Here is a 15,767-nt window from a genome sequence, read left to right on the forward strand (position 1 = left end):
CCATCTGCGGTTTACCCGACTGGCATTACGATTTAGTCTTCAGGACAAAGTCGAAAACATTGTCGTCAGATTCGGCCACTGTTTCTTGAAGTGTCGAAGCTGAGTTGTACTTCGCCGGAAAGGGATCCTTGTTTTTTGCCGCAGCCGCATAAACGCTACCGCTACGTTCTCCCATGGCCGCTTCCATATACTCGGCATTGTCAGAACTAACTTCCACGGCCTTACTTATCTCGGCGGCATCGGCTACAGGCGTCTTGGTGATGGTAATTTTATAGGAGCCAGCAGGAATTCCCTGTCCCTTCAGGCTCGTCAACTTAAATTCTCCATTGGCATTGGTCGTGGCTGTGCCAGTCACAGCCCCTTCGCCTCCGCCTTGCGGCGAGAAGACGACAAGCGCCCCTTCGATGGCTTTGTCATCCAAGACCACAGAACCCTTGACGGGATAGATCTTGACGCCGCCACAACCAAGGCTACAAAGCAGCACCAACAATGTCACCGACCGAAGCAGAACTGAAGTTGCCTTCATGTTTAGATTCCCCAAAAATTGAACTCCTGAAAACAGGTTTGCCATTTAAAAGATTATGAACAGCTAGCAGCGAGTTGCACACGGTCGCCGTTCTAAGAAAGCGGGCGACGGACATCGTCCGCCGCCCTAACTTCGAGGCGTTCTCTCCACTATTGTGGCAGTTGAGCAGCTTCTCCGCCGTTCTTGCTTCCCAACGCTCCCCACACACCATAATCAGACATGCCAGAGGGAGTTGCTAGACTGTCGGCCGCTTGGTTCCCGGTATCGATCGACTGCGAAATGAATTGCACCGAACCGTCTCCCATGCCAACCTGCACTCCACCGGTGTGGAAGCTCGACGGCGGACTCTGATCTTCATTGCCATCCACACCGCCCCAGTGACACGATGGTCCATTGGGCGGAAGCATGGTGGCAAAACCCACGAAATAGGGACGTCCGTCCATTGCTCGACCACCCGTTGGTCGGAAATCAGCCCGGGTATCTCCAGTCAACTTGCGAGGGTTGTTGGGATCGAGTCGCGCCAAACAGGCAGCTGGATTCCACGCTTGCTGGTTCAGAGCCACTCCCCCCATAATGTCATCGCGTCCCCCACCGGCAACTCGCTCACTCACCAGAATGGTGTTCGAAAGCCCATCGGGGATCCCACCGATTTTCAACCAGCGGTTCATTTGGAACACACCACGGTTGTCTCGGTTTTGGGAAGGAATAAAGTGGTTCTGGTGATAGTCATCCCCCACACACACTTTGTAATTCAACAAGGTCGGGCTCTCGCCGCGATTTCCAGGAGGTGAGTCGGAGGGGCAAATGAATCCCGCCACATCCTGCTTCCAATACTCGTTGATGAACGCCAACTCTTGAGCATCCCCTGAACCGGTCGCCCAAGGCGAAGGCAGACCAGGTCCGCTGGGTTTGGCCCGCGACATGATTCCGTTGTAACGCGGTCCTTGCTCAATGAAGGGCATGACGGCTAACGTATACGCAATGGCATAGTTGCCTGTTCCAATTCCTGGTTGATCCCCTTCGCCTCGGTACCCCATGGACGGCAGGGTACTGTAGGTCGATTCGTAGTTCAACATCGCCAAGCTCATTTGCTTGACGTTGTTCGAACATTGCATTCGTCGCGCCGCTTCACGCGCCGCTTGGACTGCTGGCAAAAGCAGCCCTACCAAAATTCCAATAATTGCAATCACGACAAGCAGTTCCACAAGTGTGAATCCAGGCTTGCGCCGGACAGTTCTCCCCATCTGATATAACTCCCCAAAAAGACGATATCCCAGCCCTAATTGGCAGGGCATAAAATTAAGACACGAATAACTCGCGCCTAACGAAACACTCATCTTCCTAATTAGAAGGGGTTTGCAGCACCTCCGCAAGTGATTTCCAGGCACTTGGCGAGAATAAAGCGTCCGATAGTGGCACTTAGCGAGACAAATCCACCCCCAAGTCATTTCGCGGAATGCAACGCCTCGTGCGAGGGCTGCCGATTGATGGTGCCGTGAGCCGTAGAATTCCGTTGGCAGACGAGTCCATAACGGGGACGCTTCACTGGTGACGTCGCCCAGCGATTGGCTCTCAGAAGTCCTCGATGCGCTTGCAAACGCCAGAGGAACACTAGGTTTTGTGGTGAGTCACCCTACTTCGCAGGGCTTCCCTGTAGGACAGTCCTCGTGTCCGGCTCTACGGAGTGGCTACTGACGGTTCCATTGGGCCAGTGCACACGAACTTCCACTGGCTGCGAGTGGCCTGCCAATCCGAAATGCAAGCGGTCGCCAAAATGACTCTGGTACCCCCGCCCGCTCACCACCGTCCGGCTTTGAACGCTGCCCTCGATCTCGAGCTTCACGATGCTGCCGACGCCCATTCGATTCATCCCTGCTTGCTGCAACTCAATTTCAATCCAGTGGTTCTGATGCGGCGTGTCGTTGCGCAGCAGCGTCGGCTTGGTAGCCGAGTTCAACACCAGGACGTCAACATCACCGTCGTTGTCAAAATCTTCGAACGCAGCGCCGCGGCTCGATTCCACCACCGCCATGCCGGCTCCCGCCTCTCCACTGACGTCAATAAAGGAACCTCCAACGTTTTCTAGCAAGTAGTTTTGCGTCGCCCGGCTGGTACGGTCGTCAATATCTTCAATGCGGTCGAAGTGCCCACAGGCAATGAACAGATCTTGATCGCCATCATTGTCAAAATCCACCAGGCCTGTTCCCCAATTGACGTGAGCGAAAAGCTCGGAGGTGATCCGAGCCGCATTCGTAGCGTCCTCGAACAATCCATCCCCAAGATTGTGATACAGAACAGGCATCTCAGCCTGGTAACTTGTTGTCATCAGATCAAAGAGTCCGTCGCCATCGTAGTCTCCGACGTCAACTCCCATACTAGAGTTGGCCTTCCCATTGAAATCACGCGCCACCCCGAATAGCAAGCCCATCTCTTCAAAGACTCCACTTCCATCGTTCATGAACAGACAATTGGGTTGTCCATCGTTGGCTACGAAGACATCGATATCTCCATCACTGTCACTGTCGAAGCAAACAACGCCCATGCTGGGTGTCGCCACACGGCCAATTCCACTCTGTTGGGTCCAGTCGGAGAAAGTGCCATCGCCCTCGTTGCGAAACAGAGTGTCGGGTACCGCTTGGTAGTACTGGGGCCCCGCTTGAAATCGCTTGCCGTTGATGAGAATCGGCACATGATTTTCGTAAGCAAAATTAACATAATTCGCGACGTAGAGGTCTAGATCTTCATCTCCATCCATATCGAAGAACGCCACTCCGGCACCGACCTTCGCACCGTTCCCGACTCCCGCAGACTCTGTCATATTCGAGAAAGTCTTGTTGCCGTTGTTGCGATAGAGGACGTTTTTCCCGAAATTGTTGATATAGAGGTCTAGCCAGCCATCGCCGTCGTAGTCTGCTGCTGCTGCTCCCAATCCGTACCCAACGTCACCAACTCCCGCTTCTTCAGTAACATCCTCGAACGTCCCATCACCCAAATTTCGATACAACGCATTGTGCAAGTCAGGCCCCGCCGGCGTGCCCTTCAAACGACTTCCATTGAGAAAGTAGATATCGATCCAACCGTCGCGATCGTAGTCGAACGTGACGACCCCAGTTGACATCCCTTCGATGATGTAACCTTGATCACTTCCACCATGCGAGTGTTCAAAATCAATCCCAGACGCATCCGTCACGTCGGTAAAGCGGATTGCGCGTTGGCCTTCTGCTGCGTCGGCCCCCATTCCAAGCAATGCCAGAGCCAGAGCGACCGCACAGATTCCACTCGCCCAATGGCTTTCGCCAACAAGTCTCTCCATCCAATGCCCCAATCGACAGTTGGACCAATTGCTGCCGTTTCGATTAGCCACAGTGTGACCGGTCGCCCAATTGCAATGTTTCATTTGAACCTCGGGTAAAGGCATCTCTTAAGCCCCCACTGGGGCACAAGAAGACGCCATGGAAGAGCTAGGACTTTGGATCCGCCAATTTGCGGGCGAGAGCCTCCGCTGCCTGGGCATCCGTTTCGTGCCCACCATTTCGGAGAATCCGGGCGAGCAACTGGTATCCGGCGACACTCGGTCGGAGGGCTAAGGCCTGCGTGACATACCACTGGGCTCCTGCCAATTCCCCTTTCTCCAGCAAAAACTCGGACATGGCTGCATAGCCCGGAACACTCATAGGGGCCATGCTGATCGCCAACTTGACGGTCGCGATCGCTCGATTCGAAAGTCCTGCGTTGTCGAGCGTTTTGGCCAATCGCAGGTAGTTCAAGAGATCAGTGGGATTGACTTCGATGATACGTTCCCGCGTCATCAATTCCTCGGCCATTTGCTGCTTTGAACTATAAATTTCCGCGAGTGAAATAAGGGCGGCCAAATTCTCCGGCTCTAAGGCAAGGATGCGCAGGAGCAACTGCTCAGGCTCTCGCACAAAGCCTTGGGTTCGATAGACGGCCGCCGCCTCGGAGCACACTGCAATGGCCAGCCCCCGCGCCTCCTGTTCGGACAATACCTTGTACCGCTCTTGCCCCGAAACCTCGTCCGTCTGAGCATGAGCTGAATAGATTTCACGGAACTCTTTAGCCGCTTCCCGATTACCGTTACGCATGCATGCATTCGCCAAGGCAAAATAAGTCGCCTCGCTATCGGCACCTAGCGCGAGAGCTTTCCTCAAGGATGCCTCTGCATTCTCCGCTTGCCCCGCTTTGAGTTGCGTCTGCCCCAACAACAGAATGAGTGCCCCTGAATTGGACCACTTGCTCAGCGCTCCGTTGAGCGTATCGAGCGCCTGGTCGAACATCCCTAGATTGGCGTACCCAATCGCCAAATGATGGGCGGCATCCGCGGACTCGAGTCCGCGCTCCATTGCCCGTTTGATGGTATCGACAGCCAATTGACTGTCCCCACGATCGAGGGCATTGGCGGCCAAATTGAGATAGTAGATTTCGCCCTGTGGATCGAGCTCAATGCACCGCTTCCAGAGGTCTTCTGCAGCCTGCGTACGGTGCAAACGCGTATTTAAAACCGCTCCCACATGCAAAGCCATCGCATTCTCTGGAATCTTCGCAATCAGCTGATCCGCGATCCATTCGGCCTCGGTTTCCAATTCTTCCTTCGTGGCCGGACTAGGCGTGTTGGGCAAACGCGCTTGTGATTGCAAAAGCAGACTAGGTTCCGGTGCGCTCCGGTGGTCACCTGGCCCCGCCGAAGTCTCATTCGCCTCAGCGACTTTCGCCGGCGGCGGAGCTGCAACAGGAGCCTCTCCCGACGTGCGATGGCCACGTTCATCGCTGCCACTGCTTTGCTGCGGCTGGTAAAACAGTGCTACGGCCAGCCCTAAGGCCAACAGGCTACACCCCAACGAGATCACCGACATGATTTTGAACACACGAATACTTTCAACTGTCAGGTTTGCCTGGTATTGCGCGACTCTTGAAGTCGCCCCACCTTCTGCCGAAACCGTTACTGAAGCTGGCTACTCCAGTCCCTGAACATCCACCTGCATCCGACGGTCTACGGAGGTGGCGGCGCACCGGCGGGCTGCTCGATGATTTCATTCAATTGATCCAATGCGATTTCCTTAACCTGCTGCTGCGTCCCGCCTGGCCAATGGACCGTGACAGATTCGAATGCTTCATCAGCGGGCCAAGCAAAATGAAGGTAATGTCCGTAATCGCTTTGGTAGCCGCGTCCGCGATGCACAGTCTGGCTGCGTGCTTTGTGCGAGGTCTGCAGGACCACACGCGCACCAACGGCGTTCCGATTGGCCTCAACCCCAGTCAACTTGCACTGCAACCAATGGGCTGGCGCCGTGCATAAATTCTCCAACATCTGTGGAGGAGCAGCGTTGTTGAGGATGATCGCGTCGAGGTCACCGTCGCCATCCAGATCACCTACTGCCACGCCCCGACTGCTGCCAAGACCTCCCTCAGTATTTAGGACTTGCCGAGAGATATCTCGAAATTTCTGATCACCGATGTTTTCCATCACGGTGTTTGCTACGGCATAGCTCGTTACGTCCGCACCATCGACGACTTCCCTCAAAAAGTGACCATTGGCGAGCAATGCGTCCGCGTCGCCATCCAAATCGAAATCCCCCCAAGCGACTCCCCAGTTTACATGAGAAATAACCGACCGACCTATACCGCTACGGCGAGCAGCATCTTCAAACCCAAGCCCGCCTACGCTCTGATACAACATGGGCAGTTGCCGGATGTAGTCGCTCACCAACAAATCCTCGATTCCATCATTGTTGAAGTCGGTTACATCGGCCCCCATGCTTCCATTGGCATTGCCCAGCAGGTCGTACGCAACTCCAGCCAACAAGCCTGCCTCACGGAATTGCATACCCTGCAGATTCTCGTACAGATGGTTTGGGCGGCCATCATTGCAGGCGAAGATATCGGTGTCGCCATCCTGGTCAAAGTCGATTCCCACAATTCCCATGGTCGGCGCATGCAGGTTGGACAACCCGAAACTTGCGCTCGCGTCGATGAAGCCGCCTTCCCCCGTATTCACGAAGATCTGGTCGGCCGCGGGAGGATAATCCTTAGGCCCAAGCGGAAATGGAAATGCCAGTGGAGCCAGTACGTCATGCCGCTCGTAGCTGAATTCGACATAGTTGCCGACGAACAAGTCGAGATCACCGTCATTCTCTAAATCGAGGAAGGCCACTCCCGCGCTGAATTGTGCTCCCCCTGAGACTCCCGCTACCTCGGTAACATCGGAGAAGGTTCCATCACCGTTGTTCTGCAGCAATTGATTCTGGCCGAAGTTGCTCAAATACACATCTTCAAAACCGTCATTGTTGTAGTCTGCGGTGGCGACGCCGAGACCATAGGCCGTCAAGCTGAGTCTGGCTGGCTTACCCTGCGACTTGAATTTGCGTTCTCCCAGATTGCGGTAGAGGGGCAGAGGCAGCGAATGGATTTTTATCCCGTCATGGGGCAGCTGTTCAACCCCCGTGCAGAATAGGCAATCGAGTCGACCGTCGGAATCATAGTCCAGCACGGCGACGCCCGCCCCCATCAGCTCGTAGAGATACTGCTGGTCAGTATGGCCATCTTCGTGCACGAAATCGATTCCCGACTCGCTCGTGAAATCAGAAAACGTCCAGTTGAGACGATCCGCCGCCCAGTTCACCTGCTGTGGCCCCATAGATAGAGCCATGACAAGGAGAAAACTCCACATGTGCTCAGGCCACGTCCCCCTGCGTTCATGGCTGAACAAGCTTCGACTCCTCAACCGCATCCCACGTCAACTGCGGATGCATTGGGTCAATTTGCCGAGCAGTTTCCATGGCAACCAGGGCAGCACCATTTTCACCGTTGGCTCGGTAGACGGTCGCCAGTAGGAGGTAGGCCTCAACGCTACGATTGCGCTCGACCACTTCTACAGCGAGGCGTTTGGCCTCCTCATAATCCCCTTTGGCGAGCGTTAGCCGCGCCAAAGCGGCTTTGGCCAGCACTCCATCCTTGTCGATATCGACCGCTTCGCGCAGCGTACTCTCTGCCAGGTCGTTTTGGCCGAGTTGCATTGCGGAACTCGCGTAGTTCAGATAATTCAACACATTTCCAGGTTGCAGTTCCACTAGACTTCCATACAGCCGATGAACGGTACTGATGTCTCCAAGTTGCCGATACGCACTGGCTAAAGACATGTAAAGCGGCAACTGGTTGGGATTCAGTTCCAGCCCACGTACCAAGTATTTAATGTCGTTCGCAATGTCCCGGTTGTGTTCGGCGATGGAGCCTCCGGCAGAAAACATGTTCACAGCAATTTCCCGAAGTGCGTATTCGTATTGCTGTTGGAAGGCCATGTCCTCATCACTTGGCCGCGTTTCGACCGGAGTCTTCTGACTCAATTGCTTGCTAAGTTGCTTGGCCTCCTCTCCCTTTCCCTGCCGAGCCAACACCCCCGTTAGCAACACCGAAGCAGACTTACCGGTTGAGCGATCGGTAGCTGCGGCGCGCAAATAGCGTTCCGCATCCGGATACTCTCCTAGCTGACTATAGACGCGGCCCGCTGCCAAGGATAATTCGCTCGACGCGGGATACTCCTCCAGCGCTTGCTCAAGGATAGCCACCGCACGCTCCAGCTCCCCCAAATTCTCTTGGGCGAGTGCCATCGTACTAGCGACTTGCGCCCCCGATACGCCCAATGCGTCTGCTGAATCGAGGACCGCAATCGCTTCCGGCTCTCTACCGGCCTCGATCAACAGTTCTGCCAAGCCCACATAGGGACCCGCCAACTGTGGCTGCAAGCTCAAGCTCTTCTTCCAGTTTTCTTCCGCAAGTTTGGTTTCCTTCAGCTCACGGTAAATTTGTGCCGCGACATGAAAACTGGCTGGATCTTGCGGGTAGAGTTCGACAAGCTCCTGTGCCAACAACCGCAATTCAGCTTGCAGGCGAGGGACATCAATCGCCTGAGAGGTGATCGGCAATTGCAGGTTGGGGGAAGCCAGCGTTCCGTTGCGCGTCGTTGGAACAGATTGCTCCAATGACGTAACTTCGCCGCGATCTGGCAGCATGGATTCTCTCTCGGCCACCGATAGAAGCGTGGTATTACCGACCGGAAAATCCTCGAGCGGAGTTATCAGGACGACAATTAAGATGATGGCTCCGGCGCCAACGGTCGAAATGGCAAGAAGCCTGAGGAACACCATCAATCTCGATCTTGGGTACGTACTCATTCTCTGTCTTTGCTACAAACCACGCATAACAAACTGGCAAAAGTCTTCCGCAGTAAAGCAGGAGCACATTGTAACATACTCTGGACCGCAATATTTTGACGCTGCTGACGGCGTCGGCAGGTTCCTGCGGGAATTCCTCCCTGTCAGGCAGCGTCGAGAAAGCAGCAGCCCACAAGTAAACGTGGATTGCACAGTTTGCAGATACCTAAAGATGGGCTCGAGATTCTCAAGCAGGCAGAGAGTTCGGCTGGAGAAGGCGCTCAGGCTCCCCGCCTGCACCACGATGTCTCCCACCGGATCCACGATGCGTTGGCCCTGGAGGAGCATCGCATCTGCGTACACTGGCCCAGCGCTGGGCCTAACCAACGAAGCGATGTTGGTGGATCGGCAAGGTATGCACTTTGTGTGGCAAGCCTTCTAGAGCGCAAAAGGTGAAGCGCGCCGCCATCGACTTGCTGCCATCTGCGGCGGTTTGTTCACCAGGAATTTCGCCCCCTAGTTTTCAAGATTTACCGTCTCGCCACCGGCCCGCGTACACATCGCAACGAAGACCGCAGCATCCACGTTAGCTGAAACGGAATGAACGGAACTGTCCGCAGCGACAAAATTGGCAATGCCGGTGTGAAAGCTGAAAACTTCACTCACATTGATCGCATTGATCATCTTGGAACCGTACGTTCGCAGCCCGTCGGCCGTAGCGCCGTTGATACTAAACCCGCAATCGGGATCGGCCCAGCCGGTACCATCTACGGGTACGAGTCCGCCAGCAAATTGTACAACTTTATCATCATTGTAACTGGCGAATTGGGCGGTAGTCATTCGCCCCTGACCGGTCCACACCTCCGGTTGCCCGGCACATTCTGCAATCATCAATGTATTCGACAGGCCATCGGTGATGAGACTCAGCGGGTTGCGCGACTCCTTGGCCAGCACGCCGATGCGCGCCGCGTCGCCGGGGGCTGTGGGATAGTTGAGCACTTGCGTGAAGACCTTCTTCTTGACTTCATTGATTGAGCCAAAATCACCGGCGGCGGCTCCAAGCACATGGCGTGGGTCAGTGCGATCCGATCCCGGTGCGGAAGGGCACCGAAACAGCGGCAATTGCATCGAGACCGCTGGTCGATTCCGCAGGCTGCTCCAAGCCGATTTGTAGTCCAGTAGGTTTCCCAAATTCTGTTGCTCCACGAATGGCAGGATCACGGTGGTCCAAGACTGGAATCCCGATTTTTCGGTCCCGTTATCTTCGATGGCCACATCCGGCGCAATGCGGCTCGCAGGAAAATATTGGTATGCGCTCTCGTGATTGTGGAGAGCGATCCCGAGCTGGCGAACATTGTTGGAACAGCTCATTCTCCGCGCTGCCTCTCGAGCCGACTGCACCGCAGGCAGCAATAACCCGACGAGTATGCCGATGATTGCAATCACTACCAACAATTCAACCAGCGTGAAGGCTCGTTGATTTTCCCGGCAATTGTGGAACTTCGTCACGCGTCAGTACTCCTATCATAGCGGTGCATTTTTGCAGCGAACATGGTCTAGTTTTCACCCTCGCATTGTGTTGCGGTTGAAATAATTGGGTGAGCCCCCACCACGTGAAGATTGCGCGAAGAATCATCCGGAACCACCCTCCGTGCTTGACGAACTCCCCTCAATTCTCAAAATCACCCCATCTTCACAACTAGGAATTTCGAACGTTCCAAGGATAGCAACGGTCAGAGATAGCGTAGTGAGTTAATAGGCGGACGACGCTAGCCCAAGATGAACCGCAAAGGCGCGAGCGATAGCCCGTTGGGGAGGATTCAATCAACATGCCTTTAGCGCATCGTCAACACTAAGAATTAGGGTTGAGCGAGCGTTCGGAAAACGGTGTCCGCCCCCAAAGTGCCAAGCACCCCAAGGGCCGTTGCGGCTTCTGGTGTCGGCCTCCTTTTTCCGGGTACTAGCACTCTGATGCTCACTGACAACGAATGGAACGTTCACGGAGCAATCCGTCAGGCAACGGCTTGCGATTGGCCCCCACTACTGCCCAGCATTCAGAATGCAACGCATTGCAGCATTCCGGTTTTTGCGGCGAGTGGGAAAGTAGCACCCCCTACCCAAGCGACGAATGTTGCCAAAGCAGCGCGTTGGCTGCTCGAATATCCCCCATCCCACTCGAAAGAAAGCAACTCTCCAATGAAAATTTCGCTCCGACTTTTGCTGATCGCCGTTCTCACGGTGTGTGGTAATATGAGTCACGCAGAAGTCATTCTTAACGAATGGAATGCTGTGGGCACTGGAAAAACTCTGTCGAATAACGCAGACGGAACCTTCGGACTATCACTAGGCAACGGCGGCAATTGGTTCGAGTTGCTCGTTGTCGGTTCAAGCCAATCCTCGATCGTCGACATGCGCGGATGGTCTCTAAACTGGACTGAAGACCAAGAGGTTTCGCCAGGCGTCAACTCTGCCGGAAGTATCCAGCTGAGCAACGATAGCTTCTGGAGTACCATCCGACGTGGCACTTTATTGACCTTCATTGAAACCACGGATGCCGCAACTGCGGAGAATGGTCTAGGCACCCAAGTCGCAGACACATCGACCAACACCAGCTTTGATCCCTTGGCAGGGGATTGGCACATCAACATCTCCACTCGGCAAGAACAAGCTAAGGTTGGTGGCGGCCTGGTGAGCACGACCACGAACGACGGAACACCTGGTGACTTCTCCGTCGGGAATGACAACTGGCAATTGACGATCAACAGCCCGACGGGTGTCGTCTTTGGACCAGCTGGCGAAGGCATTGGAAACGCATCGGGAGTCAGCAGCACAGAGGTCGGAAAATTCGAGGGACTTGCTGCCGGGGCAACGCTCGCAGACTGGCTGGCAGTCACACCAGAGAACGCTCCTTACAACGATGGAACCACCAGCACCTTTGGACAGGCCAACTCATTCGGAGGTAATTTGCAGGACCTTTCGTCACTGCAGTCTGTCCCAGAACCCTCTTCACTGCTGCTAGCCCCCTTTGTGTTCGGATTGGCTCTCCGCCGCAGACGCATGCCAAGCTAGGTTTCACCGATCTGCGATTGGAATCCACAACAGGAGCAGTCGCGCCGACGCGTCTCCTCAGCGAGACGGGTTGTCGAAAGTGCAACCCGCCGCAGGACGGGCTGTTGAAATAGTAACCCCCGCGTGACGGGCTGTTGAAATATTAACCCGCCGCGTCAGCAAGGATAGGTGGTCGCCACTACAGGGCGATTAGGGACGCTACCTTCACGCTAAAACTCAAGACGCTACTAAATCAACAGCCCGGTGAGCAAGGAAAGATAACCTCCGCTACAAGTCAATTAAGGATGCTACCTCCGCATCTAAATTCAAATTGCTATTAATTCAACAGCCAGTGAGCAGGGCAGGGACAAAACGGAAAAGTTTCTTAAGTCGACGCGATGCCAGCGGCGGGCCGCCCACGGTCTGGCACCACCGCTTTTGATATATTTGCGACCGTTTTTGCTGCTGGAAATTGCGTACAGAAGAAAGAAGGAGCAGTTGAGAACGCTTGTTTTCCTGTGAATCGATAGATTAAATAGAATTGTAGAGGAGAGTGGTAGAACGCATTTAGAGAAGGCCCCGGCTCGTCCCCAATTGGATTGTCCCACCCATTTTTTGGTAAACTCCGAGCCTGCTTCACTCTTCAATCACACTTCCTTCCTGCGGCAATTGATTTTCACTATGCAACGCATCGCTCTTCTCTCGATCGTGCTCTACCTGCAATGCTTCACCGGGGCGCAAGCACAGGAGCCGTTACAGGTCTTCATCCTGGCGGGCCAATCCAACATGGAAGGACACGCTAGCGTGGAGGTCCTCGATTACATGCAGGAAGATCCGCTCTCGGCGGCACTGCTATCCCAAATCAAGAACGCCGATGGCTCCTTCCGCACCATCGAGAACGTTTGGATTTCGTATCTAACAGGCGAGCAGGGACGAATTGATGGCGAGAATCACGAAGTATTTGGTCCATTGACCGCCGGCTATGGCAACCAAGGTGGTCGCGACTATGACATGATGGGCACCAAACTGGGACCAGAACTCGCCTTTGGAATCACCCTGCGGCAGCACATCCCCCACCCCATTCTGATCATCAAAACCGCCTGGGGCGGTCAATCGCTGCATACCGATTTCCGTTCTCCAAGCGCTGGACCGTACCTGCCGACAGAAGATGACATCGCCCGCGAACGCTTCGCGACCGCCGAACAACAAACTCAGCTGCAGGCAGCCACCGGCGCACGCTACCGTCAGATGATCCAGCACGTGCAAGCGGTCCTGCAAAACATACCTCGCATCTACCCCGGTTACTCGCCAGAGCAAGGTTACGAGCTCGCCGGATTCGTGTGGTTCCAAGGCTTCAACGATATGGTGAGCAGGAATGTCTACCCCGAAGTACCGGCTGATCACCCAACCCCTCGCTTTGCGAAATACACCGAGTGGCTGAGCCATTTCATTCGCGACACGCGTGCGGATCTGTCGACTCCCGACCTGCCATTCGTTATCGGTGTCCTGGGAGTCGACGGTGCAACTCCCAATGCGGGCAACCAAGCCTTTCGAGATAGCCAAACTGCGGTCGCCAGCCTGCCTGAGTTTCGAGGAAACGTTTTCGCTGTCCAAACCTATCCGTTCTGGGATGAGCGGTTGGCAGCCATCGACCGCAAACGGGCCGAACTCCGCCAAAAGCATTATTTATTGCGAACGAAAAACAAGAACCATGAAAACGCAGATGGCCAGCTCGATGAATCCGCGCAACGCAAAATCGTCGATGAACTGGAAACGCAGCTTTTCACCGAAGCCGATTACGCCCTTGAAAAACGAGCGAAGTCCAATGCCGGCTACCATTACCTGGGTTCCGCCAAAACCTACTCCCTGATCGGCCAAGCCTTTGCCGATACACTTCTAAAGCACTAGTCCTTGGACTAGCTTTCATGCAACCGTTCACCGTTGCCTGCGACTTAAACTCAAACCTGAAGCAGCAATTAAGGCTGCCAGATGGATGAGGCAGGTCTTCAACGAACGTCTGAAATGCTTCGCAATGATGAGTGTACTTGATGTAGCTCCTCGCCTTTGACGTTAACTGGGACGAGTCTGGTGCATCCGGGAATGTGGTTGGCAGGAAAATGGCCAGAGCAGCTTATCTTCCTGCCACCACCTCCCCTCCAAACTAAATAGCAATGACGCACCAGCCTGCCAACTGGAAATAGGCTTCCTGCAGGCGGTTCTTCTCCTACTGGACCTTGACTGAATATCTGTTGCAACATACAGTAGGTCTTACAGTGAACAGCCGATCGTTTCTTCTGAGGAAAAAAGCATGGGTAGTTTTAAATATCGCCGCTTGGATAAGTCCGATGCAGCCTTGCTGCTGGTAGATCATCAGTCAGGTCTGTGCAACGTAGTGGGAGACTTTTCTCCAGATGACTTTAAGAACAATGTGCTAGCCACGGCGGCAGCAGCAAAATATTTCCAGTTGCCGACAATTCTTACGACCAGCTTCGAGAAAGGCCCTAACGGACCACTCGTCCCTGAACTCAAGGAACTATTCCCTGACGCCCCGTACATCGCCCGCCCTGGCCAGATCAATGCCTGGGACAACGAGGAGTTCGTGGCAGCGGTAAAAGCGACTGGCAAGAAGCAATTGATTATCGCCGGCGTTGTCACCGAAGTCTGCGTCGCCTTTCCAGCGTTGTCCGCCGTCGAAGAGGGCTACGAAGTGTATGTTATTACCGATGCATCGGGAACTTTTAACAAGACAACTCGAGATGCTGCCTGGTCGCGAATGGAAGCAGCTGGAGTGCAGTTAATGAGCTGGTTTGGAATGGCTTGCGAATTGCATCGCGACTGGAGAAACGATATGGAAGGCCTGGGAACCCTACTTTCAGACCACTTGCCGGCCTATCGAAACTTGATCACAAGCCACAACGCGCCGCGATGAGGTCGTAGCTGCGTCGCAGTCACAGGTGTTCGGTCTAGTCGGCCGAGCCTCATCCACCTCACCTACCACGGAATCGTTCGATGAAAAAGATTAAGCAAATAGTTCGGAATGTTCCACAGCATTGGGTTGGCGATGGCTTTCCAGTGCGCAGTCTTTTCTCCTACAGCTCAGGGAACGAATACGATCCGTTTCTTTTGCTTGACTATGCCGGTCCGCAAGATTTTGCTCCCGATGAAGCGAAACGCGGCGTCGGTGAGCATCCGCATCGCGGTTTTGAAACGGTTACGATTCTGTACCAGGGCGAACTTGAGCATCGCGATTCCACGGGCAGCCATGGAAACCTGGGCCCCGGAGATGTGCAGTGGATGACGGCCGCCTCGGGCATCGTTCATGAAGAATTTCATAGCCGTAACTTCGCTCGGAACGGCGGTACCCTTGAAATGGTTCAATTGTGGGTCAACCTGCGTTCCACCGACAAGGCGTCGCCACCGAAGTACCAAGACCTGCGCGACGACCAGTTTCCTCGTGTCGAGCTCGCGAACGCTGCCGGTACGGCACGCATTATTGCGGGGCAATTCGGTGAGGCGGATGGGCCCGCCAGTACGTTTACGCCGATGAACGTCTGGGATTTGCAACTCAAGGCAAATGCGACAGTCGACCTGAAAGTGCCAGCCGGACACACTACCGTGCTCATCACTCAACAGGGGACGGTGCGGGTCAACGATTCGCCCATGAAGGGCGTTGAATTGGCTTTGCTGGAACGTGAGGGAGACTTGATTCAAATCCATTCCGAAACAGAATCAAGAATCTTGGTGCTTACCGGCGAACCCCTAGGTGAACCCGTAGTTGGACAAGGACCGTTCGTCATGAACACACGTGAAGAAATTCACGAATCCATACAGGCCTACCAAGCGGGCAAGATGGGGCACCTGGCGCCAGCGGAGTGACCTTTGCCAGCCAGGCTCTCGGGCCGGCTCCCAAGGCCTAATTCTCGAAACTCCCCAGCCCACCTCACCTGCCGGCGGGGAGATTTAAGTCCGTTTCAGTTCTGCCGCGAGGGTCTTACGCCAGTGAAACTCAAGCGGCAGCCACCTTCCTT

11 protein-coding genes are annotated in these 15,767 nt (G+C 54.7%); 4 read left to right on the forward strand and 7 right to left on the reverse strand.

The window, feature by feature from the left end; translation table 11 throughout:
* Positions 1 to 25: 25 nt before the first annotated feature.
* The 7 genes from Q31a_RS17280 to Q31a_RS17310 form a co-directional block, all read right to left on the reverse strand.
* On the reverse strand, positions 26 to 526 hold the full coding sequence (locus Q31a_RS17280) for a carboxypeptidase-like regulatory domain-containing protein (RefSeq protein ID WP_197355355.1): 501 nt from the start codon (positions 524 to 526) through the stop codon (positions 26 to 28).
* A 149-nt stretch (positions 527 to 675) separates the two neighbouring features.
* Positions 676 to 1,770 (reverse strand): DUF1559 domain-containing protein, encoded by a 1,095-nt coding sequence (locus tag Q31a_RS17285; protein WP_197356877.1) that lies wholly within the window; start codon positions 1,768 to 1,770, stop codon positions 676 to 678.
* 389 nt (positions 1,771 to 2,159) lie between these two features.
* Entirely contained in the window at positions 2,160 to 3,923 is a 1,764-nt protein-coding gene (locus tag Q31a_RS17290; RefSeq protein WP_197355356.1) for a CRTAC1 family protein, read from the reverse strand.
* 64 nt (positions 3,924 to 3,987) lie between these two features.
* A complete protein-coding gene (locus Q31a_RS17295) occupies positions 3,988 to 5,409 on the reverse strand; it encodes a tetratricopeptide repeat protein (RefSeq protein ID WP_145080534.1) in 1,422 nt (473 codons plus the stop codon).
* Positions 5,410 to 5,534: 125 nt separating this feature from the next.
* Positions 5,535 to 7,250 carry a CRTAC1 family protein gene (locus Q31a_RS17300; RefSeq protein ID WP_197355358.1) on the reverse strand — a complete coding sequence of 572 codons (1,716 nt, stop codon included), beginning with the start codon at positions 7,248 to 7,250 and terminating at the stop codon, positions 5,535 to 5,537.
* A complete protein-coding gene (locus Q31a_RS17305) occupies positions 7,237 to 8,712 on the reverse strand; it encodes a tetratricopeptide repeat protein (protein WP_145080539.1) in 1,476 nt (491 codons plus the stop codon). Before Q31a_RS17305 ends, Q31a_RS17300 begins: the two co-directional genes overlap by 14 nt.
* Positions 8,713 to 9,207: 495 nt before the next feature.
* Positions 9,208 to 10,200, reverse strand: a complete 993-nt coding sequence (locus tag Q31a_RS17310; protein WP_145080544.1) for a DUF1559 domain-containing protein — start codon at positions 10,198 to 10,200, stop codon at positions 9,208 to 9,210.
* A gap of 687 nt (positions 10,201 to 10,887) precedes the next feature.
* Here Q31a_RS17310 and Q31a_RS17315 point away from each other — a divergent pair.
* From Q31a_RS17315 to Q31a_RS17330, 4 genes are all read left to right on the forward strand, one after another.
* Positions 10,888 to 11,760: a PEP-CTERM sorting domain-containing protein gene (locus Q31a_RS17315; RefSeq protein ID WP_145080549.1), complete on the forward strand. Its 873-nt coding sequence runs from the start codon at positions 10,888 to 10,890 to the stop codon at positions 11,758 to 11,760.
* Positions 11,761 to 12,420: 660 nt separating this feature from the next.
* A complete protein-coding gene (locus Q31a_RS17320; RefSeq protein WP_145080552.1) occupies positions 12,421 to 13,647 on the forward strand; it encodes a sialate O-acetylesterase in 1,227 nt (408 codons plus the stop codon).
* Between the two features lie 400 nt (positions 13,648 to 14,047).
* Complete coding sequence (ycaC, locus tag Q31a_RS17325) at positions 14,048 to 14,668, forward strand: isochorismate family cysteine hydrolase YcaC (RefSeq protein ID WP_145080555.1); 621 nt, start codon at positions 14,048 to 14,050, stop codon at positions 14,666 to 14,668.
* 80 nt (positions 14,669 to 14,748) lie between these two features.
* Complete coding sequence (locus tag Q31a_RS17330) at positions 14,749 to 15,615, forward strand: pirin family protein (protein WP_145080558.1); 867 nt, start codon at positions 14,749 to 14,751, stop codon at positions 15,613 to 15,615.
* Positions 15,616 to 15,767 lie beyond the last annotated feature (152 nt).

Source organism: Aureliella helgolandensis (assembly GCF_007752135.1).
Lineage (GTDB): Bacteria > Planctomycetota > Planctomycetia > Pirellulales > Pirellulaceae > Aureliella > Aureliella helgolandensis.